A 24,147-nucleotide genomic window follows, 5' to 3' on the forward strand; every position below is an offset into this window, starting at 1 on the left:
GCACCTGCCGTCACGGTAGCCACGGCAATCGCGATGACCGCCGAAACCACCGGGTTCAGGTGCTGGCTTTTATAATCCCAGCTGTCATATGCATCGTTGACTAAGCTCCATTGCACATCCTGACGTTCACTCAGTCCTTTCAACCAGGCGGTTTCCGGGGTATTACCAAAGACGGAGAGGGCATTGTGTAATGACTGACCATTTTTAGCTTTAATATCCGCGCTGACCCCGTTAGCGGCCTCGACGGTGAGTTTTCCACCGAGATGAATAGCAGGAAGCACCCAGGTATTTTCGGTGTAACCTTTATCTGTCTGCGTGATATAAAAGCCTTTGGAATGGGTAATCGTTTGCGCAAAAGTGCTGTTTTTTACCGCTTTGAAATTAACCTGACCGTGCGTACTGGTCAGTTTAGCATGTTGATTGGTGGTGATTTTGCTGGCTTCATAGGTGCTGTCATCCCGGCTTAACAGGTTAATATCACCGCTGGCGGTAAATTCAGTGACTTTGTTCGTGACATCATGACGGGTGCGTGTGGTGGTTTTCTTTCTGCCATACCACCGGCGTTTGGTCTCTGTTTTCTCATAGTGGCTGGACTCTTCCATCGCCTGAGCGTACAGGTAGCCGCCTTGTGCCGCGACATCCATTGCCCCTTTGGCCGCCAGTTTAGTGGTCTGGAAAAGGATACTGCCGTTTGAGATAACCGTGAGGATGCCGCCACTGGTCAATTCGGTGCCTTGCTGGCTCACTGATTTGGTGAATTCCCTGCCGTTTTCCCGGTAGATGTGATTCTGCACCGATTCAAAACGCAGATTACCGCCGGAGGAGAGCGTGACATCACCGTCAGAAGTCAATTGAGTCCCCGCAGTGGTGATAGCGCCATTTGCTGCCATGGTCAGTTTTTTATCACCCCGGACTTGAGCAATAATATGTCGGTCATCCTTGTTGTTATCATTAGCCTGGTTAATTGCAGAATAATCCAGGGCAGGTAATGTAATATTTCTTCCAGCGGATAATAATGTATTGCCGCTAGCCTGTATCTGAACGGCTTTCCCGTTAATATCACCGCCACTTATCAGGCTGATATTATTCTTTGCTGTGATCCTGCTACCTAATACCAGTGAACGTGAAGGTGGAATATAATGACCCGATAAAAAGATGCCCTCTAGTTTATGAAAAATCAATTCACGGGAGCCGAGTTCAATATGCTTTGCCGCACTTAAATAAACATCTTTTCCGGCTGAGATGAAAGCCCCTTGAGTAAAGAAATGACCGCCCGCATTAATCATCAATGATGTTGAGGCATGTAAAACGCCGGTCATTGGTAACAGAAATTCAAGATGTCCTTTTTCCTGTTCAGGCAAAATAGCATTAAGCAGATCAGGATCCCATTTATCTGAATGCACAGGACCCGTTTGTCGAGGGGTGAGTCGTACTGTGTTTTCTATCCCAATATCATTATTTGCTGTCAAAGAGATATATGTACTCGGAGTTAAATAGGTATTTTGTAAAAGGAGATTTTTACCTGCATTGATTGTTAAATTACCCTTAGCACTTAATGTACTTACTCTCCGGGTATTATCGGCATTAAAATAACCGGGTTTTTCACTGCTCTGAAACCGGACGTCTCCATGACGGCTGATAAGGGTAATCTCTTGCCCTTTTACCTCACTTTGCAGAGCATTAATATTATTGATGGCTGTCATGGATAAGTTATTTGATGACAGTAGTGCAGCATCATTAAGATTAATCTCTTTTTCAGCGATAATGTTTAATTCATTTATGGCCTTTATTTTATCAGTGATATTAATTTGCCCGGCATGGAGAATAATATTCATCGCCGATAAGGTTTCCGGTCGTTCTTTGACATTAATTTCCGAGACAGTTTTAATGTCATAAGGAAGGGCGGTATTAATGGTGATACTGTCTTTGAAATCAGCAACAATGCTACCTTTCGCGATGAGGCTTGCCGGCTCAATGACATCGTCCTCGTCATTCAAGGTTTGAGTTTCGCCTGATTTTTGGTAAGGATAGACAGTCGGGACAGGTTCAAGCTTAAGATCATAAATAATAAAATCATTGAGTGAGCTTTTTCTTTTGCTTTCATTAATAAACTTATTTCCAGTCAGGAAAATATCTTTTTCAGCTGCAATTTTACTTATCTGATTGGATAAATTATCACTGTTAATATAAGCATTTCTTCCCGAGAGGATAAGAACGGGCAGAGAACTTTCTAATACCCTGCTTTTCATTCTGGCATTATTTAAATAAGCTTTTTCTGTTCTGTTATCCTCAAAACTAAGACGACTGAAATAGGCATGACCGAACCATTTGTCAGGAAGTGGTGTCAACTCTGCTGTTATAGCATAGGGCTTGCCAAAAATATTGACATCATTAAGTACGGTCATATCTCTGTCTGTAAAATCCGGTGTTACCGGCTTATTTTGAATAACAAAGACATCGCGGGTATTATTCAGATCTTTTGTCCTGACAACCAAATCCCCCTTGACGGTTTTTATTGTCGCCGATCTATTCTCGACTAACTGACCTTTATTTCCCTGCGCATCTTTCTGTATCCACAGATTATCATTGGCTTGCAGTAAGGCTTTATCACCGGTATTACGCACGGTGTCGCCAAATACCCGCATATCCCGACCGGCGGTTACGCGGCCTTTATTTTCCAGCGTGGTGTTTGCCAGGGTCATATCCCGTCCCGCTTGCACATTCATATTCGGGGCAATATGCGTTTCTTTACCCATAATATTTAAGTCGGTTTTAGCGTTGGTATTGCCTAATTCGATTTTGCCGTTAGCGTTTAAGGTGATATCACGCTGGTCACTGGTTAAATCTTTCAAATTAACCCCAACGCCATCTTCAGTGGCCACCAGCCGGATTTTATTGGCATACATGCCGCCTAATGCTTTGGTATCAATGGCTAATTGCGGTTTAGCGCCTTCTCCGGCGAGTGAGTTAACCGTGCCGTCTTTTAAGCTGATGCGGTTGGCTCCCTGCGTCAGTGACAGGGTGTTAGCCTGAATCTTTCCATTTAGTTCCGTTGCCCGGCTGATGATATCGACATAATCCGTCGCTTTGCCATCCAGCCCTTTGCTACCAATGGTAATCTGGCCCTGTTTCACTTCGAGTGCTTCCAGCGCACCTTGTTTATCAAACTGGGGTTTACCGGTGGTCAGGGTGGCGCTGGCAGTATTGATAAAGCCACAGCCATCACAGGTGATGCCGTTGGGGTTGGCAATCATCACGTTGGCTTTATTGCCGACAATTTCCAACTGACCTTGCAGCTCAGAGCGCCTGTTGCCGGTGACTTCATTAATAATCAGTTCAGCCGCTTGGCCTTTCAGGTTCGGGTTGGCGTTAAGTTGCCCGGCCAGTTGTGATTGGGCTGCCTGAGTGGCGTTATTGAGTACGGCACCTTGAGTGGCAACGTTGAATTCCTGATAAGTGTTGTGGGATATCCCGGCGTCATTCGGTGTGGCGATATTCACCACCGGCACGTTGGCGTGGTTTTGTACCTGCGTACGGTTGTTATCCGGTGTTATGCCGGCAGCGATAGCCGGGTGCAGCGGCTGGATTGCCGTCAGGTAAATTAAAAGATAACTCGTAACCCTGGCCATCAAGTTGTGGCATTTCGCCATCGTTCTGTTCCTTTTTTTACGTTAAATGTGACAATGTCAGTGAGACTGACCAATAAGTGACCCTGTTATCCGCTGTCAGGCTGCGGTGATAAAGCAGTCATCTTCCCATAGAGAATATGGATAATTTAATAGTGACTTAATTAAACTATTCTAATGTGAAATTATTTATTAGTCCGAATGGATAGTATGAAATGTGATCAAGATCGGGTTGTTTAATCCTGACAATGGGGAATGAGGTATATTAAATGCTAAAAAATCGCGATTAAGGTTGGAGACATTCTTTGTTAATAGGCTTTGATAGCTTTAGCAGATGTTTCTTGAGCTCAGTTATAAGTCAGAATTGCCGCCTGTGGTGCTGACGGCAATCTTTGGAGGACAATCGAGAAATTATTACCAAGTGACAGTAATTTCTCCCATTTGGCCTGCCACTGGTACTGTTCCGCCATTTGCAACTTTCAAAGCATAAAAGAACTGCTGTGCCGGGCTTCTAGTATTGAATGCGGCTGTAGACATTCTCCGGGTGCGAGAGATATCAAGGCAACTGTTGTTGTTGATATCTCCCTGACAAAGATAAACCGACAGTCCTTGAGGCCACCCGACGACATTCCAAGTCCAGGATACATTGCTAATACTGCCTGAGGCTGGTGGAGATCCGACGACAGGAAGATAAGCTGTTTCTATGTAATTTCTGGAATACACGGTTGGCAGAACAACCGAAGATTGGTAGCTCGCCGATAATGCTGCTTGTGAAAACAGGGTTAACAATAATGCACTACCCATTCCCAAGATTTTTTTTAATTTCATCGCTATTACCCCAATACCTGATAATTTTCTATTGCGAGAGCTTAGATATACATTTTGATCTCGCGCCCTTTATCTCTTGAACTTTCATAAAAACCTGTACGAAATGCCAAAGCTGGCAGGATTAATTTGGGGGGATTAACCCCAAAATGCAATGGGTAACTTGAATTTATGTTAAGTTAATCTAATCTATTTTTGCTGCTCGACGTTTTTGCATCTCACTCAAGTTGCAGCCTTTTACAAGAGAATCTTCCCATGATATAAAACCGGGTAAACAATCAAATGGAGCCAGTGATACATTTAATGGATGTCAAAAGCGATGAATAAATCAGACATGACAATCACAACTTCCCAGGGTGGAGAGGTTTTGATTTATATGAGAAATATTTGTCGAACCTATCGTATGGGGGAAAAATATCATCCGGTGCTGGATAAAATATCACTTACCATAATGCGTGGGCAAAGTTGTGCTATTGTTGGCGCTTCCGGTTCGGGTAAAAGTACTTTGCTTAATATTATTGGTTTATTGGATCAACCTACTTCTGGTTGTTTTCAGTTTAGTGGCGTTAATATAACAAATGTTACTCCTGATGAGCGGGCGAGAATAAGAAATCAGGAAATTGGTTTCGTATTTCAGAGTTTCAATTTACTTCCCAGAATGCAGGCATTGGATAATGTGGCGCTGCCATTGCTGTATCGTGGATATTCACGTTCGCTGGCCCGGCAGGAGGCGAAATATCAGCTTGAATTGGTTGGTCTGGCTGATCGTATTCACCATCGGCCGGCAGATCTCTCCGGGGGACAACGTCAACGTGTTGCCATCGCCAGAGCCTTGGTCGGCAAGCCCTCTCTCATTTTGGCTGATGAACCGACAGGCAATCTCGACAGTACTACAGCACGCGATATCATGGCACTTCTTCTGTCACTGAATCGCGAGCAGGGCGTGACACTGGTCATGGTGACACACGATGAAGCAATCGCCAGAAATATGCAGCGCTGTCTGTATGTCAATGATGGCCAGCTTTCCGAAACCGATCTATGGCCGGATATATCCGATGCTTAACGTGAATTCTGGTCGCCACGGATTTTCCTTCTCGCAAGCCTTGCGTGAATCGCTGGATAGCCTGCGTTTACTGGGGCGGCGTTCCCTGTTTGCGTTGCTTGGTATTGCCGTTGGGTGTGCTTCGGTCATTGCACTTTTGAACATTGGTTACAACGCTGCCAATGAAGCTATCAGCACTTTCAAGAGCATGGGGAGCAATATGCTGGTCGCCCATTTTGATTTTATGCCGGGCACTGATGTCAAACCTGCGCCATCCACACTGGATACTCAGATGCTTACCCGAACGCTGCCCACGATCATGTATGCTGCCCCCATCACGTTATACTCAACTCGAATGCGTTTCCTGGGGCAAGGGATTGATACGAATATTACAGGTACATCCTCTGATCTGGCCGCAGTGCTTGATTTACAGATCGAGCAGGGGCGTTTTCTATCGGACTATGATCGACAGACAACTTATGCCGTGATCGGCGCAGATATTGCGAAACAGTCAAAAGTACCAAACCAACCTATCCGGGTAGGTAGTCAACTGCAAATTGAGGGATATCTGTTTGAAGTGATAGGTATTCTCTCTGCTCAGGGAATAAATCCTTTACTCCCGGTTTCTGTTGATGGTTCCGTGATATTGCCCATTGAAGGAATGCGACGGCTGCGGCCAGCTCCAGAGATAGGCAGTGTCATTGCCAGAGCGCGAGACGTAACAACGTTAAGCAGTGATGCTGTATTATTACGTGATTATCTTGTCTCATTATCAAAAGGTCGTCATGTTGAAGTTCAAATTCCGCAGCAATTGCTTGATGGATTGACGCGACAAGCAAAGACATTCTCCTATTTGCTTGCCGGATTGGGAGGCATTTCATTGCTGGTGGGCGGGGTGGGTGTCATGAATGTCATGCTGATGAATGTTTCAGAACGCAGGCGTGAAATTGGTGTTCGTATGGCTCTGGGAGCCCGACCTGTTGATATCGGTGTGCTTTTTATGCTGGAGGCGGCCACTTTGTCTATTGTCGGCGCAGTTGCTGGATCGCTGTTGGGGGTGACCGCTGGGTACCTGTTTGTAAAATTTTCTGGTTGGGTATTCACGTTATCTCCACTCTCTTTGCCACTGGGGATTGCCAGTTCGTTAGTGATCGGTTTATTTTTCGGCATCAACCCAGCATTGGCTGCTGCCAGGTTACAACCTGTAGAGGCACTTCGTGATGATTAGCCAAACTTTTCAGCGTGTTATTGGCATCATTATTGCGCTGATGATAGCGGTATCCGTCAAACAAGCTTTAGCGGAGCCGCTGACCCCGTCGCAGGCAACCATGCCCACAATGAGTACAATTTCTCTTAATCAGCAGACTATCGATCTGACACTCAGTGATGCAATCTATTTGGGATTACGAAACAATCGCTCGATTCGCAGTGCTTATCTGGATCGTATTGCCCAGAAATTCGATTTGCGGGTTGCGGAAGATCGTTTTACGCCGAAATTGCTGATCAATAGTCGTTATATTGCTGCCCGTAATCAAGATGATCGTTACCGTCAGAGCGAGATTACGCCCACGTCTACAATGCTTGGGGAATATGGTACCCGGTTCAGCTTGTCATGGACGAGCCGGGCGACATGGGCGGAAAATGCTGGCCGTAGCCGTAATGATGGCGCTTCATTCTCTGTGATCCAGCCACTGCTGCGCGGGGCCGGCAAAGAGGTGGCGACGGCGCCTGTACGTCTTGCTCAACTGATGGAGCAAATAAATCGCCTGAATCTGAAAGCAACGGTATCTCAGACTATCACGCAGGTTATTATGGCTTACCGTGAATTGCTGCGCGCTCAAGAACAGTTACAAATCGCACGTGATGCCCTTGAACGTTCGCGCCAACTGCTGGAGGTTAATAAAGTCATGATTTCCGCAGGTAGAATGGCAGCTTTCGAGATTGTTCAGACTGAGGCCGATGTTGCCATGCAGGAACTGGCTAATGAGGAAGCCGCTAATCAACTGGATACCAGTCGCTTAGAGTTGTTGCGTTTGCTCGCCCTGGACTTGCAAACTCAGGTAAAAGCGACTGACAAATTGGACGCCAAACGCATAGACATTAATCTGCTCCAGGCGCAACATTTGGCACAAGAGCAGCAACCATCCTATCTTACCCAATTGATTACCGCAGAGCAGGCGGGTATTAACCTGACAGTCGCCCGTAATGATCGCTTATGGGATGTCTCTTTGGTCGGTGGGGCCAGCCAGGTACGCGATCGAACCGGTGCAAACAGTTCGCGAAATTGGGAAAATTACGCAGGTGTCCAGGTGGAAATACCCATTGGGGATTTGAGTCAGCGTCAGGCGGAAGTGCGGGCGCGGGTTGATGTTCAGAATCAGGATATCCGTCTTACTGAGGCAAAACAGTTACTGGAACGTGATGTCGGTAATGCGGTGCGTGATATTAGTACACGTTGGCGTCAATATGAGATCGCACAACGTGCCAGGGATCTATCCCGACGCAAGCTGGAGATTGAACGCGAAAAACTGACGGTTGGCCGTTCCAGTAACTTTCAGGTATTGAGTTTTGAAACCGATCTGCGTAATGCCGAGAATGTTCGTCTCAATGCGTTAATCGCCTACCTGAATGCGCAAGCGGAATTGGATGAAACATTGGGCACCACCCTGGGGAGCTGGGATATTGCACTTAATGACTAAGAGCAGGGTACTTGCCTGTTTCAGGCGTAAGACTCGTTGGCTGGTGGCACTTGTTGTTGCATTAGTCGCCGGGGTTGCCATTGCCTATGTCTATCTGCCGTCTTCAACTGATACATCATCACAGAAACCGTGGGTGCGTGTTGAACCTCAACGGCTGGAAAACCGTCTTGGGTTAGTTGGTCGCATTCAGGCCGCTACCAGTTTGACGATTGCGGCACCATTCGATGGTGTTATCGCTGAAGTCGTGGTGACGGAAGGCCAGCGCGTTAAACGAGGGCAACCCCTGTTGAGCCTTGATACTGCACAATTGGATATCCAGTTACGACAGGCGCTTACGGAACGACTGAAAGCCCAGCGAGTGGTACAAGATATGGCGAACTGGGAAAACAGCCAAGACGTTGCCAGGGTACGCAGAACCTTAACCAATGCTCAGTTAAGCCTGAATGATACTGAACGTAAACTTACTGATACTCGAACCTTATTTGAGCGTGGCATTGTTGCCCGTATGGAAGTTGATACACTGGAGCAGCAGGTCAAAGTTCAACAGCTCGATCTTGCCGCAGCCAGGGAAGAGCTAAACGCGACACTTGATAAAGGCACAGGCGAGAATCGCCAAATCGCCGATATGGAACTCGCCAACGCTCAATCGCGTTATCAGGCACTCCAAGTTCAGCAAGCTCAACGCGAGCTGGTTTCTCCTTTTGACGGAATTGTTGTTCGTCCTCTTGTTCAGGAATCAGACAAAGCGTTATCTATTCAAAAAGGGACCCGAGTCACTCAGGGTGCACCGCTTTTTGAGATAATCAATTTAGAACAAATTCAGGCGGTAGCACGCATTGAAGAGGCAGATCTTCACCAATTGTATGAAGGAATGCCAGTTCAGATCACGGGTGATGGTTTTGCGGGGTTATCCTTGCAGGGGCAGATTAAGACGATTGGCGTACAAGGCCGTTCAAGCGAATCGCAGGGAGCGGGTGTAAATTATGATGTGTTGGTAGCGATTGATCCCCTTACACCTGAACAGCGGCAGCGTATCCGTCTGAATATGAGTGCTAAACTGGCTATTGTCACGTATCGCAATGAACATGGATTGGCGGTGCCTGCCGGGGCATTACGCCAGGGGCCTGACGGGCAGGTTTTTGTTACCTATAGACGTGAGTTACGCGATCCTGCACAGCAGATTACGGTAACACCAGGGTATGCTGTTCCTCAGGGGGTAGAAGTGGTCGGGTTAGAAGCAGGCTATGTTGAAATTTTTGTGCAGCAATGATCGAGATTTGACCACGTGTATTGGACAACTTGGCTTTGGTACAATTGTTTGCATTGGCAATTTGTATGTTGAGATTCATTCTTAATATCATCTATTGCAACTCATTCACTGTTATATATTTATACTGCTTAAATTCTTGTTAAGATGATATCGAATTTAAAGTTTCTGCGGAATATTGTGACGAATTAATATTAATCTCCATTGGGACGATTTAATTTGACCATGAAACTATTTCTATATAATTGTACCGATATTTATTTTCTTATTCCCCTAAGATCAAAATATTTGCGGATTTTATAACTAAGAATCTTTTATCTATTTGAATAAATTCTGATGAAAATGGTCTATATTATAAATATATAAAGCAGAAATTTGCTTTATGAATTTGGCATATATATCGTGCGTCAGATAAATTCATAGAAAAAAAAGTTGTATCAAAATGCAGTCAGCCATTCTAAACAACATAAGGAATATCTAACATGTTACTACGTAAATCGTTGTTGGCCCTGTTTGCAACTGCTTCTTTAACTGCTGTAGGTGTCGCTCATGCAGGTCCGCCCGTAACAGTTACATTTAAGCACCTTGGTGCGCCGGGAAGTGCTGATGCTGTTTACACTATTATCACTAATAATGAAGCCGGAACATATGCAAATGCAACACCTAAACCTGATTCAAGTGTAGGACAAGGGGGGGTCAATAACTATCAGGTTCAAAGTCCGCTATCTCCTGATGTAAATTACGCAATGGTACGATATAAAATAGGGTTTAAGAGCTGTGAATTTATGACCACTTTCGTGAATACATACGTCAATGGCGTTAAAATTCCGAAGTGGAATAAGGGAGCAACACCGAGTGGGGGTGCTGTTTGTAATGCAACTATCACCTCTACTAATCTTTTTACCTACGCATGGTCAGTTGAGTTTACTATGAAATAGTAGAAATTGAGCCAGATTACGTTATTAGAGATATCTGGCTCATCTTGGTTTTTTTATTTTCGGTAGATTATATAATTATCAAGTGACATTATATGTGAGATACATTAGTACTAAGTTATAATAGGAAAATATACAGTAATTTAGTTTTGTCATTGTCAATTAATGTTGAATGTTTGTTTTTATTTAGTTTGGTTTCCTTTGGTATTTTATTGACGGACTATTAGTTCTACACTATTTTTAAAGTTGTAAAGTGTTTTTATAAGTTTATGGATTATGATAATTGAATATGGATGTTAGTAAATTAATTGAGTTTTTTGGTGTAATATGAATTTCTATATTTATAACTTGATGCTAAATCTAATATTATAAGGGTTAATATATTATGACCGATCAAAATCATTCTGCTGAAATAGTTTCTTCTGGTGTATCTATTTCTGATGTCACTGTATCTTCCATTGAAATTGCTCCAGATATAGCCAGAGACAACGTTCATGTAGTCATTATTGAAGGCGAAGTTGACAAAGATGGCAAAGGTGGTACTCCACGAAATTTTCTTCTAGATAACTCTGCTGGCGGTTATCAAGGAAATGGTAGTCTAATAACTTTGATTCTTGCACACCTTAGTGGGAAAAAAGTCAATATTAGAACTACCGGATATATATACAAAGATTATGGGTACATCAACGGCGTATTACTTAAGGCTGATAAGCCAAAAACAGACCCAAAGACAGATCCCAAAACAGACCCTAAAACAGATCCAAAGTCTTAAAAGAATGATAGGTAAGACTATGATGTAATGAGAATTCCTATGGAAAATATTATTCGTTATTATTTGCATTAAAATACTAAGAGCACATCCCATTAGGTTATTTTATTTGCCATTTTAAACCTGGGCAGTGTTCAAACTATTTGTAAGAATAAGGCCTATTTGGATAAGCAGTAAGTTGAAATTAATTTTAAATAAAACCCTGATGTTCAATCTTCAGGGTTTATATTTATTCATAGTTACATATACACTAATTTTTCTTAGCTTTGTTTTTTAGTTGTTAAGTATTATGTGAATCTACCTTATACTATTTATTTTGAAATTATATTAACTGGTTTATTCACATGGGCTAATAAAATAGCGCGGGTTTTGTTGTCATCTCATGAAGTTGCTATCTGAAATTACGTATGCTGATATATGTGGTAACAGTTAAGGAAAGCTAAAATATTTATGAAAATCTGTTCTCCATTTCGAAGAAATAAACAGGGATTAGCCAAGGTAAAATGATATTAGGTACGCTTATTTAGGCAAGGGAAATAAATGTTAAACTAATCAGTTAGCTATCTGGGAAATTCTTATCTGGTTTTTGTTCCATTGGGAGCGTTAGTGAACTCAAATAGCATAAAAGAGAGATGGTCAATAAAATTATTGACCATTAAGGAAGACAATATCAATAAGACCGTGAGCAAATCGGCTATCACTCACAACTTAAGAAGAACTTTAATTCAGGTAGATTACCGTTCTCTCTGAATTTGGCAGGTGTGGTGTTAAAGTGTTTTTTAAAGATCCGGGTAAATGTTGCTTGAGAACTGAAGCCATACTGTAGAGCAATGTCAAGAATCGGCAGATCTTCTTCACGCAGAGATTTTGCTGCTTCATGCAAACGCCGTTTGCGGACATATTCACCCAGAGTACAGCCTTTCACCTCTTTAAATACCCTTTGCAGATGCCATTTTGAATAACCACTCCTATTAGCAATGGTATCTATTTTTATACCTTCGTTACATTGAAGCTGGGTTTCAAGCCATCTGACAATATCGTTTACTACAGTTTCTGACATTTTCACCTCCCACTAATGGTGGGCTAGTTGCTAAAATATTAGTGTTAATTAGCTATTCCTGTAATGATAATAACGATAGTTATTATTGTGAGTATTTTAAGATAAATCGGAAATATCTATAGGCGAAAAGTGCTATTTATAATTGATTATTACCCTTATTTGTGTAAATTTCCTTTGCTTTAACAACAAGTAGCATCAAATGATCTTCACCAATTTATTTAAAGCAGTATTATCGTGCGTCATTTAATTTAATGGAGGTTGTAATGCAATCGGACGTGACTTTTTTAACTAAAAAACTGGCATTTTTTGTTTTTTATGCTCTGATTTTGTCCATAGTTATCGGCTTACTTTTTATTGATGTTGTCTATTTGCAGAATGCAGTGAAGGAGAGTTCATTAACTGAAATTTCTCAGGAGAGTATACTGTTTGTTATTTCTGCTGCATTTTTTCTGGAAGCAAAAAAGAATAGTCAATTGCGTCCTGCATTAGTCTTGATATCAGGTTTTTTTGCTTGTTTATTGATAAGAGAGTTGGATTCCATATTTGATGAAATATTTCATGGTGCCTGGGCATGGGTTGCTATTCCGTTGGCGTTAATTTGTATTTTTTACGCTATTTACCAAGGTCGGGTTACATTAGTTGGGATTACTCATTTTGCCCGTCATCAAAGTTACGGCATGATGGTTTCAGGTATCTTGTGTGTGTTGGTTTTTTCCCGTCTGTTTGGTATGGGAGTGTTATGGCAAGGTTTAATGCTGGAAAATTTTGATCGAATTGTAAAAAATATGGCTGAAGAAGGGTGCGAACTTTTGGGTTATTGTTTGTGTTTGATTGCAACTTTCTGGTATCTGCCTGATGTAATAAAATTTCGTAAGTAAAAAGTAAGACAGGCAAATAGCTAAAATAATTTGCCTGTCAGGCTTTTTTTTGTCGTTATTGCCTTAGATAAATCTGAGGTTGTTGAGTCTCAGGATGGCGGGTAATACCAAGATCTGCCTGGTACCATTTTTTTAGAATTTGATCATTCAGTACCTCTTCTGGCGTACCTGCTGCGACCAGCTTCCCTTTATGTAACAGAAAGATTTTATCTGCGTAGAGAGCGGCAAGATTGAGATCATGTAAAACACAGCACATAGCCATCGGTTGTTCCCGTGTCAGCCGGTAAAGCAGACGCAGCGTATGTTGTTGATGATAAAGATCTAAGGCTGATGTCGGTTCATCAAGAAACAAACAACACTCTGTCGGTGCCGGAGACCAGAGCTGCGCAAGGACACGGGCTAATTGTACCCTTTGTTGTTCACCACCAGATAATTGCCGGTAGTCACGGTGGCGTAACTCCTGGCAATCCGTTTGTTCAATGACGGTATCAATGGCTATTTGTTGATGATGAATGCCATGAGGAGAACGCCCCATAGCAATGACCTCTTCCACACTGAAAGGGAAAGAGAGTGAACTGTACTGACGCATGACGGCCCGGGTTCGGGCCAGCTGTTGAGCCGGCCATTGCTCAATGGGTGTTCCCTGTAAATAACATTGCCCCTGTTCAGGTTTCATATATCCCGTCAGCAGTCGCAGTAATGTGGATTTTCCTGCGCCGTTGGGGCCGATAATGGCGACAACTTCACCTTTATTTACCGAGATCGAAACATTATCAATAATTTTCCGGTTGCCAATTGAATAACTCAGATTTTGTGCTTGCAGAAAAATATTATTTTTTACAGCTTCCATTATATCTGGCTCCCTGGCTGTTTGAGTATCAGCCATAAAAAGTATGGTCCACCGATCAAACCCGTCATTAAACCTACGGGCATTTCTGCCGGGGAGACCAATGTTCTTGCCAGTGTATCTGCGGTAAGTAGAAGAGAGGCACCACCCAATGCGACACCGGGAAGCAGCCAGCGATGATCACCACCAAACCGCATCCTGATCAGGTGGGGGACAACCAACCCGATAAATCCAATAACCCCACTTAATGCAACGGCGCTACCAATGAGCAGGGCGCTGAGGAGTAATAACTGGAATTTGGTGCGCTGGACGTTAATGCCGAGATAGTGGGCTTCTTCATCTCCCAATTGCAACAGATTCAGTTTACGGGCCTGACTGAATGTCAGGATGGAAACCGGAATAATCAAGGAAGCGGCAATTGCCAGTGTCGGCCACTCTATTTGGCTGAGTGAACCCATCATCCATAAAGAGAATTGGCGTAGTTGCTGGTCATCACTGATATAACTCAGGACACCAATAGCGGATGCGCAGAGCGCATTGATGGCGATCCCGGCCAGTAATAAACGAGCCAAATTTCCTTGGTTATATTTATTCAGTGAAAAAATCAGGAGTGAAATTAACAGGCTGCCTATAAATGCGGCAATAATATGACCATATACGGTAATGGCAGATGGCAGGCTGACGGGCAAAATAATCGCCATTGCAACCATCAGTGCCGCTCCACTGCTCATACCCAGTAAGCCGGGATCTGCCAGTGGGTTACGAAACAACCCTTGCATCACCGCACCGGAAGCGGCTAAAGCACAGCCAACCAGCATCGCCAATAATACTCTTGGTAATCTGATGTTCAGCCAGATTTGCCATTGGGGATCACTGATCGAGGATCCCCACAATGTCTTAAAAGATAATGTTAATGCGCCCAGATTGGCGGAGCCAATAGCCAACCCGGACAGTAGCAGACAAAGAAATGCCAAACCCAATCCTGGAGACTTCATACGGCTCATTGGGCCTTCTCCGCCGCCTGTCGTAGTTGTTTCATCACTGTAGGGGTTTCGAGGCCAAAACCAAGCAGGCCCATATCATCGGCAATTAAAATCTGTTGTTTCTGACCGGCCGGGGTATGTTTCAAGCCCGGTAATTGCCAGATTTTATCCAGGCCGCCCATTGATTTAATGCCATCTTCGGTTACTAGCAATAAATCTGGTGCACTGGCAATAACACCCTCTTGCGAAAGGGGACGATAACTGTTAAAGCCTTGCATTGCATTAGTCGCGCCAATAGCACTAATCATTTTGTCGGCTGCGGTTTTTTGCCCGGCAGCCATTGGCATGATACCCCCGTGACTCATCACAAACAGAATACGGGTTGGTAATTTGGTGGTTGGGATGTCTGCTAGTTTTTTCTGATATTGCTTAATCAGTTGTTCACCGCGTTCAGCTTGATTGACCGCCTTGGCGATGGTCTTGATTTTTTCGGGAACGGCTTCTAACGATGCTTTTCCGGTTATCTGAATAACGTCTACACCAGAATCTTGGAGTTGCTTAAGTGCCAGTGAAGGTTTTGCCAGCTCACTAGTCAGAACCAGTGTCGGATGCATAGAAAGAATGCCTTCAGGATTGAGCAATCTCATATAGCCGACGTCGGGTAAGGCAAGCAATTCTGCTGGTTTCTGACTGGTGCTATCTCTGGCGACAACTTTGTTACCTTCACCAAGTGCAAAAACAATTTCAGATACATCGCCACCAATGGTGACGAGCCGTTCAGTGGAAAAAGTACTGAACGATACCGCAAGGGCGAATGTCAGAAGCCATTTTTTCATGCTATATGCTCTTCCTGTGCTGGTTGCAGTTTTGGCAGAGCAGCCACTTGCTCACGCCACTGAGTTTGTTCAGGAGTGCCTTCTGTACGCTGACCAAACAGTTGAGCAATCTGATTGCCGTTAGCATCGAATAACTCAAGACTGGTGACGAAACCATCAACCGTTGGTTTACGGGTTACCCAGCTTTCAGCGATAGCACTCTCTATTAAATGTAGTGTGAAATTACGATTAAAGATATTAATCCATTTCTGATCTGAGTTTTCTTCCTGATATGGCATCAGGCGTTCCAGCTTGCCGGTGAAAATTTGTACGCAACCACGGTTGCTGACAAAAATCATGATTTCATTCTGATCGCTATAAGCGGCATTAATGAGCTCATTCAGTGCAGAATTTTCTACTCTGTAAGCTAGATCATCCGGTACCGCGTCGAAAATTTGCTGACGGCTCAGGTTATGACGTTTAAGCATAATAAAGAATTGATGAACGTCAGTCATTGCTCGCCATTCTTTATCGAGTTGCACTTTCAGTTCATTGGTTATGGTTGAATAGCTGGTTTCTTCGATAGGTTTGATAACCAATGCCGGGTTTTCTTCTGTCTGATATTTTTCGATCAGTGTTTCCCAGGCTGCCATATCGGTATTATCCGTGGTGTAAATTTTATGCAGCGCATCACCCTGATGATCAAAAAACTGAATACTGTGGCGCATCCCTTTTTTTGCGGGCTCGACCAGATAAAACACACTGCTCCAGTGATTAAAGAATATCCGCAAATCGAGTTCACGAGGATTCAGGATCAACCCTGCATGGTCGCTGAAACGTGTATTTTCATACCGGCCAATTTGTTCATGGACTGCAAAATCATTGCGGGTAATCGCTTTAGTTTCACCAACAACAGCCAGTTCTTCCAGTAAAGTTGGTGCGTCAATGTCAAGGCGTTTGGCATCTATCCCAACGCGGCTGTGCAGTAACTCACCTTCACTGACATTCAGATAAGCAGCCAGATCGCGGGCATATTTGGCTTTATTATCAGCTTTGGCTTGCAGGTAACGTTCATAAAGTGATGAATTCACAACTTAACTCCTTGAAAATACATTATATTTAATTACCACTGGTAACTCACCAATAGTTTGGCATTGCGACCATCCTGCGGTGTTCCCTGTGGTGAGTAGTATTCTTTATCAAAGGCATTGCCCAAAACTGCGGTAGTGGTCACACCTTTTAACATCCCTTCGCCTTGATAGCTAATGTAAAAGTCATTTATGCCATAGCCAGCCTGTTGTTTATCTTGCCCTTTAAAATCAGTATGCTTGGTAAATTGACCTATCCAGCCAACAGAGAAACCGGTTTGTGCAACAGGGATGTCCAGTGTGCTGGTGATGGTATCTGGGCTGAGGTTATCGAGAGATTTACCACTCTTTTCGTCCTTTCCTTCAGTGCGGTTATAAGCCAAATCCCAAGAAAACAGATTAGATTCATAGTTCATAGAAACATCCCAACCCCAGATCTTGGCCTTGGGGACATTAGTGGATGTTGTATTCGTATATATAGGTTGGCCGGTTTTTGACCTGATTATTTTACCTGATTTTGTCCTAAGAGGATTAATGACATCTAACTTAATATAATCTTTGGATTTGGTATCAAAATAGCTGGCTTTGAATTTCAGTTCGTCGTTGTCTGCCAGCAGGTTATCGAAACGTAATCCAAAACCCGATTCCCATGTTTCATTGCTCTCTGGGCGAAGGTTAGGGTTAGGGAGCCAGTAGTTAGTAATTGGTCCCATCGAATAATGTTTGGAATCGTTATACATCTCACCCATTGTCGGTGCGCGGAACGCTTGAGCATAAGAGGTAAACAGCATTGACCAATCAGTTGGTGTAATACTGATAGCCCCTTTGGAAGACCATTTATCAGCGCTGACATCCTTATATTTGGAATTTGTCCCTTTATAGTTGTCATAACGGGTACCGGCGATAATAGATACTGGCAGGTCGCGCAGGGTTATTTCATCCTGCACCCAACCGGAAGAAAAGCGGATATCGGCATCAGGGAAGCTATCAGTGTTACCGCCTGGGGTTTGTTTCTGTTGGTAGGTTTCACCGCCGTAGGTAAGTTGGTGTGCCAATGGGCTGTCTGTCCACAGGCGGGAGCGGTTTTCCAGTTTTACGCCATAGGTTTTCTGCTTGCGGCCTTCGAACCCCTTTTCTTGAGTGCGGGCATCGATAGTCACATCCGAATAATAAAGGTCAGCCTTGGCATTTAACCAATCATATTCTGCCGGGTTTAACTGGTAGCTGAGTTGGGCATCACGTTGAGTTGTCGTCCGATCAGTCCATGAGTCAGATTTTTCATTCTTCCCGATGAGCGTTTGTGGATTTTTAGGTTGGTTAGCTTCATTACGGTAATATCGTAACTGGCTACTCAGGGACTGGTTTTCATCGACTTTCCAGCTGCCTTTCGCTATCAGGTTACTGATAAATTCATCATTATCAGCCGTTAAACCACCGCCATGGCGGATACTGCCTGCATCACGGGTACTGAAAGCGAATAAACCATCCAGAGAATCTGTTTTCCCGAAAGTTGCACCACCAAAACCCATGCTATGGTCACCGGTTGCACCGCGGGCGAAAACGCGAAATCCGTGATCTTGACCCGCTTGCAGCAGGTCTGCGGCATCGACAGTTTGATAAGCGATAACACCACCTAAGGCACCGCTGCCGTAGAGCAGGGCAGAGGGACCACGTACAACTTCGACTTGTTTAATTAATGCCGGATCCAAGAATGTACCATTAATATGACCGGTATCGGTGCCCTGACGGATACCGTCAATCAATGTCAAAACACCTTGTGGACCATAACCACGCAGACTGACATCTTGCCCATTAGCACGGTTTGTACCGGCTATATTAATGCCGGGTATTTTTCTGATAAGATCGCCGGCATTACCGGCTGTCTGACTTTGTGCTGATTTATTATTTATCACCGTCACCATCATGGGTGCTTCGAAACTATCCCTTTCATTACCTGTTGCATAAACAGTTATCACATCGCGGGATGATTTATTACTATCAGAATCGGACGATTTTGTTGCTGCATACGCGGTTGAAAAGCTACTAATAACCGCCAGGCTTAATACTGATAGCTTGAGTGTTGATCTTGCTGTTTGAGACATCCGACGGATCTCCATAAGAATATTTTATGATTTATGGATATAGCTGGCTGCCCCGATACGCGATCTGGGTGGCTGGCTGAGTTATTTTTTATTTAGTTAGTATCAGCTTTCCGGCTTTAGTTTGGCGTAATTGGTAGAGTTCCCCTTGGTGGCGAATTCGGGTAATTCCTAACTCACCTAACAATTGTTTACTGTCAATGTAACCAATTTGCATGATTTCATCAGGATAAGTGTTGCACCGTTCTTCAAGTGCAATGCAGGAATGTTGGTGACATACTTTAGTCATAAATCCACTTAGCGAATACTAACTATTATCATAGTGAGAATCATTATCGTTATATGGAGAGATGACTTCAAGCAATATTTTTGCTGTTCAGAACCAATATATTAGCATGGTTTATTAATCTGCTGTAAGTTAGCCTTTTGTGAATAAAAGGCTAACTCAGAAGCGGGTTCAGAAGCGATAATTGACTGCTTCGGCAAGAGTTTCTAGAAGTCGCTCTGTATCTTGCCAGTTCAGACAAGGATCGGTAATAGATTGACCGTAATTCAGTGGTTGCCCCTGAATGATTGTTTGGGCACCTTCAAGTAGAAAACTTTCAGCCATTACACCGACAATCGCCGCAGAACCATCTTTAATCTGTTGGCCTACCTCTTTCGCGATGTCCAGTTGGCGTTTATGTATTTTCTGACAATTAGCGTGACTGAAATCGATAACTAAGTGCTCTGGTAAATCAAATTCACGTAGTTGATCACAAGCTGCGGCAATATCTCTGGCACTGTAATTAGGTTGTTTGCCCCCACGCATAATAATGTGGCCGTATGGGTTGCCTTCGGTTTGATAGATGGTCATTTGACCATGATTATCCGGCGATAGAAATGTGTGACAGACACTGGATGCGCGGATAGCGTCTATAGCGATACGGATATTGCCATCAGTGCCGTTTTTAAAGCCAATCGGGCAGGAGAGGGCTGATGCCATTTCCCGGTGAATCTGACTTTCTGTTGTTCTGGCTCCGATAGCTCCCCAACTAATGAGATCAGCAATATACTGGCCGGTCACCATATCCAGAAACTCGGTTGCTGTAGGTAAACCCAACTCATTGACATCAATCAGTAACTTACGCGCTAAAGTAATACCACGATTAACCTGGCAAGAGCCGTCAAGATCCGGATCTGAAATTAAACCTTTCCAGCCCACGACTGTGCGCGGTTTTTCAAAGTAGGTACGCATAACAATTTCCAGCCTGTGCTGGTATTTTTCACGTAATGTGTTCAGTCGTTGAGCATAATCTAAAGCAGCATCAATATCATGAATAGAGCAAGGACCAACGATAACCATAAGTCGTTGGTCATTCCCGGATAGAATATCTGCAATACGTTTTCGTGACGTTGTCACATTGTTGGCGATTTTTTCAGATACAGGATATTGAATTGCCAGAGCCTGAGGTGTTACCAAACTATCGACGCGGTGAGTCCTTAAACCATCTGTTTTGTACATATATTTTCTCAAAGTTCGTTTTACACTAGCGGATATACCTGTGGGTAATTGAAATTACAATAAACGAAAATGACTAAATTAAACAAACAATATAGTTAGCTACATCATAAATTTTTTTCAATTATTTATATTGATATATTTCTAAAACATACGGCGGTTCATCTTCATCGTATCGATTATTTTGGTCGAGATTTCTTCAACAGAATAATTGGTGGTATTAAGATAATTAATCTTATTCTTACGGAATAAAGCTTCAACTTCGGAAATTTCTATTCTGCATTGCCTCAATGATGCATAACGGCTATTTTCTCGGCGTTCTTCCCTAATAGCGGCCAGCCGGTCAGGGCTTATAGTTAAACCGAATAACTTATGCTGAAATTGTTTTAATGTTGCAGGTAATTGTAAATTATCCATATCATCTGCGGTAAAAGGATAATTTGCAGCCTGAATACCAAATTGCATGGCTAAATAGAGACTGGTAGGCGTCTTTCCGCAGCGAGACACACCCAGTAGAATAACCTGCGCCTGGTCAAGATTACGTAAAGAGATACCATCATCGTGTGCTAGGGCATAGTCAATCGCTGCTATGCGCGCATCATACTGACTGAGATTCTTTGCGGTCAGACCGTGAGTACGGTTAAGCTCAGGTTTGGGTTCCAGTCCGGTCTCTTTTTGTAATGGCGCTACCAGTGTTTGGACAATGTCCTGACAGAAACCTTCACTGCTGGTGATAATATTTTTCACCCCAGAAGAGATAATGGAATAGAAAACCAAAGGTCTTATACTCGTATCTTGATATATTTGATTTATTTGTTGCTTTATTTCTTTTGCACGGGTTTCACTGGCAACAAAAGGCAGGGTATATGAGGTTACTTTGATGGGGAATTGTGATAATACAGCATGGCCCAATACTTCTGCGGTAATTGCTGTTCCATCAGAAATAAAGAAAACGGTGCGTTCAACACTATTCTCAACACTATTACTTTCTGCTGATATGTCTAATCTGGATTTTGTCATGATATTTATAGTGGTCTTCTATCTTTCCAGTCGTTTAGTTAAATGAGACCGGGCATCAATTTTCTGCAAAGTATACCTGAGAAAAAAATAATGTGTTGGGTTGATCGATTCACCTTTCTATGTGTGTCAAAACATTGTGTTAGTCTGTTTATGACTGCTGAAAATGCAGTGCCAATTTTCCGACTTGTACCTCACGAATGTTAAAAGGATTGTTTTAATGCCTAACAATAACCTCCCCCCGTGTAATGTGCTTTGGTATAACCAATTAGGTATGCATGATGTTGACCGGGTTGGTGGTAAAAACGCCTCCCTGGGAGAAATGATCACTAACCTGTCAGAATTGGGGGTTGCTGTCCCGAATGGTTTCGCGACCACCGCACAGGCATTTAATGATTTCCTGGAGCAAAGTGGTGTCAATCAGCGTATTTATCGCTTGCTGGATGAAACTGATGTTGATGATGTGAACCAACTGGCTAAAGCGGGTGCACAAATTCGTCAATGGGTGATTGATACACCATGGACGCCGCAATTGGAAAAAGATATTCAGGTCGCTTATCACCAGTTGTCTGAAGGGGAGCCGGAAGCCTCTTTTGCCGTACGTTCTTCGGCAACGGCTGAAGATATGCCGGATGCTTCTTTTGCCGGGCAGCAGGAAACTTTTCTGAATGTACAAGGCATTGATGCGGTGATGATTGCCATTAAGCATGTGTTTGCTTCACTGTTTAATGACCGGGCTATTTCTTATCGTGTCCATCAGGGATATGACCATCGGGGGGTTGCGTTATCAGCCGGTGTACAGCGTATGGTGCGTTCTGATCTCGCCTCTTCCGGTGTGATGTTCACTATTGATACTGAATCAGGATTTGATCAGGTTGTCTTTATTACTTCTGCTTACGGATTGGGTGAAATGGTTGTTCAGGGGGCTGTGAACCCGGATGAATTCTATGTTCATAAGCCAACGCTGAATAGGGGGAAGCCCGCCATTGTTCGCCGCAATCTGGGCTCTAAAAAACTGCATATGATCTACGCTGATAATAAAGAGCATGGTAAGCAGGTACGCATCGAAGATGTGCCAGAAGCACAACGCAATCGTTTCTCTTTAGTTGATGAAGAAGTTGAAGAGTTAGCTCGTCAGGCGTTGTTGATTGAAAAACATTATGGCCGGCCGATGGATATTGAATGGGCCAAAGATGGTCATAATGGCAAGTTATATATTGTTCAGGCGCGTCCTGAGACTGTCCGCTCAAACCAACAGGTTATGGAACGCTATCAACTGAATGAACAAGGTCAGGTATTGGTGGAAGGGCGCGCCATAGGTCATCGTATTGGTGCGGGTGTAGTAAAAGTTATTCATAACTTAAATGAAATGGATCGTATCCAGCCGGGTGATGTGCTGGTCACTGATATGACCGATCCGGATTGGGAGCCGATTATGAAAAAGGCGGCTGCGATCGTCACTAATCGTGGCGGACGGACTTGTCACGCCGCGATTATTGCCCGTGAATTGGGCATTCCCGCAGTTGTTGGATGTGGTGATGCAACGGAACGTTTGCAAGAAAATCAACCAGTGACGGTTTCTTGTGCGGAAGGCGATACAGGTTTTGTTTATCAAAATCAGCTGGATTTCGTTGTACAAAGTTCTCAGGTCGATCAATTACCAGAGCTTGATGTGAAAATTATGCTGAATGTGGGTAATCCTGACCGCGCATTTGATTTTGCCTGCTTACCAAATGAAGGTGTTGGTCTTGCCCGTTTGGAATTTATTATTAACCGAATGATTGGCGTTCATCCTCGCGCATTGCTGGAATTTGATCAGCAAACGCCGGAATTGCAGCAAGAGATAAAATCTCTGATGTTGGGTTATGATAATCCGGTTGAGTTCTATGTTGGACGCCTGACAGAAGGGATCGCAACGCTGGCGGCTGCGTTCTGGCCGAAGCGGGTTATTGTTCGCCTGTCTGACTTTAAATCTAATGAGTATGCCAATCTGGTTGGTGGTGACATTTACGAACCTGATGAAGAGAACCCGATGTTGGGTTTCCGTGGTGCGGGGCGTTATATCTCTGACAGTTTCCGCAGTTGTTTTGCATTGGAGTGTGAAGCGGTTAAGCGTGTACGTAATGATATGGGGCTGACCAACGTTGAAATTATGATCCCGTTCGTGCGTACTGTCGCTCAGGCTGAGGCAGTTATTGCTGAATTGGCGTCACAAGGGTTGAAGCGTGGTGAGAACGGGTTGAAAGTCATTATGATGTGTGAGATTCCGTCCAACGCAATTCTGGCGGAACAGTTCCTTGAATACTTTGATGGCTTTTCTATTGGTTCTAATGATATGACTCAACTTACTCTTGGTTTGGACCGGGATTCCGGCGTGGTGTCTGAGTTATTTGATGAACGCAATGATGCGGTCAAAGCGATGCTCTCATTAGCTATCCAGGCGGCCAAGCGTCAAAACAAATATGTGGGAATTTGCGGGCAGGGGCCTTCAGACCATCAGGATTTCGCTCATTGGTTGATGGAAGAGGGAATTGATAGTTTGTCATTGAACCCAGATACCGTGGTGAAAACTTGGCTGGGATTAGCGAAAGAGAGTTAACTGAGAATAATCCGCAATTGAAACTAAAGGCCCGTCAGAATAAATGGCGGGTTTTTTAATGGATAAAGTAACTGATGACAATGCCACAGAATAAGGA

19 protein-coding genes are annotated in these 24,147 nt (G+C 43.7%); 8 read left to right on the top strand and 11 right to left on the bottom strand.

What is annotated here, in order from left to right:
- Positions 1-3,650 (bottom strand): filamentous hemagglutinin N-terminal domain-containing protein (locus ACGF7G_RS16645; RefSeq protein ID WP_387466925.1); only part of this gene is annotated, 3,650 nt, incomplete at its 3' end.
- A gap of 390 nt (positions 3,651-4,040) precedes the next feature.
- Positions 4,041-4,454, bottom strand: a complete 414-nt coding sequence (locus ACGF7G_RS16650; protein WP_387466927.1) for a flagellar protein FlhE — start codon at positions 4,452-4,454, stop codon at positions 4,041-4,043.
- Between the two features lie 316 nt (positions 4,455-4,770).
- Between ACGF7G_RS16650 and ACGF7G_RS16655 the strand changes: the two genes are divergently transcribed.
- The 6 genes from ACGF7G_RS16655 (at position 4,771) to ACGF7G_RS16680 (ending at position 11,166) form a co-directional block, all read left to right on the top strand.
- A complete protein-coding gene (locus tag ACGF7G_RS16655) occupies positions 4,771-5,514 on the top strand; it encodes an ABC transporter ATP-binding protein (protein WP_387466928.1) in 744 nt (247 codons plus the stop codon).
- Positions 5,507-6,721 carry an ABC transporter permease gene (locus ACGF7G_RS16660; protein ID WP_387466930.1) on the top strand — a complete coding sequence of 405 codons (1,215 nt, stop codon included), beginning with the start codon at positions 5,507-5,509 and terminating at the stop codon, positions 6,719-6,721. Before ACGF7G_RS16655 ends, ACGF7G_RS16660 begins: the two co-directional genes overlap by 8 nt.
- The gene (locus tag ACGF7G_RS16665; RefSeq protein WP_387466931.1) at positions 6,714-8,192 is read left to right on the top strand and encodes a TolC family protein; all 1,479 of its coding nucleotides are present in this window, start codon (positions 6,714-6,716) and stop codon (positions 8,190-8,192) included. The genes ACGF7G_RS16660 and ACGF7G_RS16665 overlap by 8 nt, the downstream gene beginning before the upstream one ends.
- Positions 8,185-9,462: an efflux RND transporter periplasmic adaptor subunit gene (locus ACGF7G_RS16670; protein WP_387466933.1), complete on the top strand. Its 1,278-nt coding sequence runs from the start codon at positions 8,185-8,187 to the stop codon at positions 9,460-9,462. Before ACGF7G_RS16665 ends, ACGF7G_RS16670 begins: the two co-directional genes overlap by 8 nt.
- 479 nt (positions 9,463-9,941) lie before the next feature.
- Positions 9,942-10,397 carry a hypothetical protein gene (locus tag ACGF7G_RS16675; RefSeq protein WP_387466935.1) on the top strand — a complete coding sequence of 152 codons (456 nt, stop codon included), beginning with the start codon at positions 9,942-9,944 and terminating at the stop codon, positions 10,395-10,397.
- Positions 10,398-10,779: 382 nt separating this feature from the next.
- Positions 10,780-11,166, top strand: a complete 387-nt coding sequence (locus ACGF7G_RS16680; RefSeq protein WP_387466936.1) for a hypothetical protein — start codon at positions 10,780-10,782, stop codon at positions 11,164-11,166.
- Between the two features lie 694 nt (positions 11,167-11,860).
- Here the strand turns inward: ACGF7G_RS16680 and ACGF7G_RS16685 are convergent.
- Positions 11,861-12,223 (bottom strand): helix-turn-helix domain-containing protein, encoded by a 363-nt coding sequence (locus tag ACGF7G_RS16685; protein WP_387466937.1) that lies wholly within the window; start codon positions 12,221-12,223, stop codon positions 11,861-11,863.
- 263 nt (positions 12,224-12,486) lie between these two features.
- On the opposite strand from ACGF7G_RS16685, the gene ACGF7G_RS16690 reads away from it, so the two are divergent.
- Entirely contained in the window at positions 12,487-13,101 is a 615-nt protein-coding gene (locus tag ACGF7G_RS16690) for a hypothetical protein (RefSeq protein ID WP_387466939.1), read from the top strand.
- 55 nt (positions 13,102-13,156) lie between these two features.
- On the opposite strand, the gene ACGF7G_RS16695 is transcribed toward ACGF7G_RS16690, so the two are convergent.
- The 8 genes from ACGF7G_RS16695 to ACGF7G_RS16730 all read right to left on the bottom strand — a co-directional run bounded on the left by ACGF7G_RS16695 (position 13,157) and on the right by ACGF7G_RS16730 (position 21,454).
- Entirely contained in the window at positions 13,157-13,951 is a 795-nt protein-coding gene (locus ACGF7G_RS16695) for a heme ABC transporter ATP-binding protein (RefSeq protein WP_387466941.1), read from the bottom strand.
- Positions 13,951-14,952: an iron ABC transporter permease gene (locus tag ACGF7G_RS16700; RefSeq protein ID WP_133812805.1), complete on the bottom strand. Its 1,002-nt coding sequence runs from the start codon at positions 14,950-14,952 to the stop codon at positions 13,951-13,953. The genes ACGF7G_RS16695 and ACGF7G_RS16700 overlap by 1 nt, the downstream gene beginning before the upstream one ends.
- Positions 14,949-15,767: a hemin ABC transporter substrate-binding protein gene (locus tag ACGF7G_RS16705; RefSeq protein ID WP_387466942.1), complete on the bottom strand. Its 819-nt coding sequence runs from the start codon at positions 15,765-15,767 to the stop codon at positions 14,949-14,951. Before ACGF7G_RS16705 ends, ACGF7G_RS16700 begins: the two co-directional genes overlap by 4 nt.
- A complete protein-coding gene (locus ACGF7G_RS16710) occupies positions 15,764-16,837 on the bottom strand; it encodes a hemin-degrading factor (RefSeq protein ID WP_387466943.1) in 1,074 nt (357 codons plus the stop codon). Before ACGF7G_RS16710 ends, ACGF7G_RS16705 begins: the two co-directional genes overlap by 4 nt.
- A gap of 32 nt (positions 16,838-16,869) precedes the next feature.
- On the bottom strand, positions 16,870-18,936 hold the full coding sequence (locus ACGF7G_RS16715; protein WP_387466944.1) for a TonB-dependent hemoglobin/transferrin/lactoferrin family receptor: 2,067 nt from the start codon (positions 18,934-18,936) through the stop codon (positions 16,870-16,872).
- A gap of 88 nt (positions 18,937-19,024) precedes the next feature.
- Positions 19,025-19,222, bottom strand: a complete 198-nt coding sequence (gene hemP, locus ACGF7G_RS16720; RefSeq protein ID WP_387466946.1) for a hemin uptake protein HemP — start codon at positions 19,220-19,222, stop codon at positions 19,025-19,027.
- Positions 19,223-19,390: 168 nt separating this feature from the next.
- Positions 19,391-20,437, bottom strand: coding sequence for a 3-deoxy-7-phosphoheptulonate synthase (locus ACGF7G_RS16725; RefSeq protein WP_387466948.1), 1,047 nt, complete (start codon positions 20,435-20,437; stop codon positions 19,391-19,393).
- A 141-nt stretch (positions 20,438-20,578) separates the two neighbouring features.
- Positions 20,579-21,454, bottom strand: a complete 876-nt coding sequence (locus ACGF7G_RS16730; RefSeq protein ID WP_387466950.1) for a pyruvate, water dikinase regulatory protein — start codon at positions 21,452-21,454, stop codon at positions 20,579-20,581.
- A 217-nt stretch (positions 21,455-21,671) separates the two neighbouring features.
- Here ACGF7G_RS16730 and ppsA point away from each other — a divergent pair, with 217 nt between their 5' ends.
- Positions 21,672-24,050: a phosphoenolpyruvate synthase gene (gene ppsA / locus ACGF7G_RS16735; protein ID WP_387466952.1), complete on the top strand. Its 2,379-nt coding sequence runs from the start codon at positions 21,672-21,674 to the stop codon at positions 24,048-24,050.
- The last annotated feature ends 97 nt before the right edge of the window (positions 24,051-24,147 follow it).

Source organism: Photorhabdus sp. RM323S, assembly GCF_042879375.1.
Lineage (GTDB): Bacteria > Pseudomonadota > Gammaproteobacteria > Enterobacterales > Enterobacteriaceae > Photorhabdus > Photorhabdus tasmaniensis.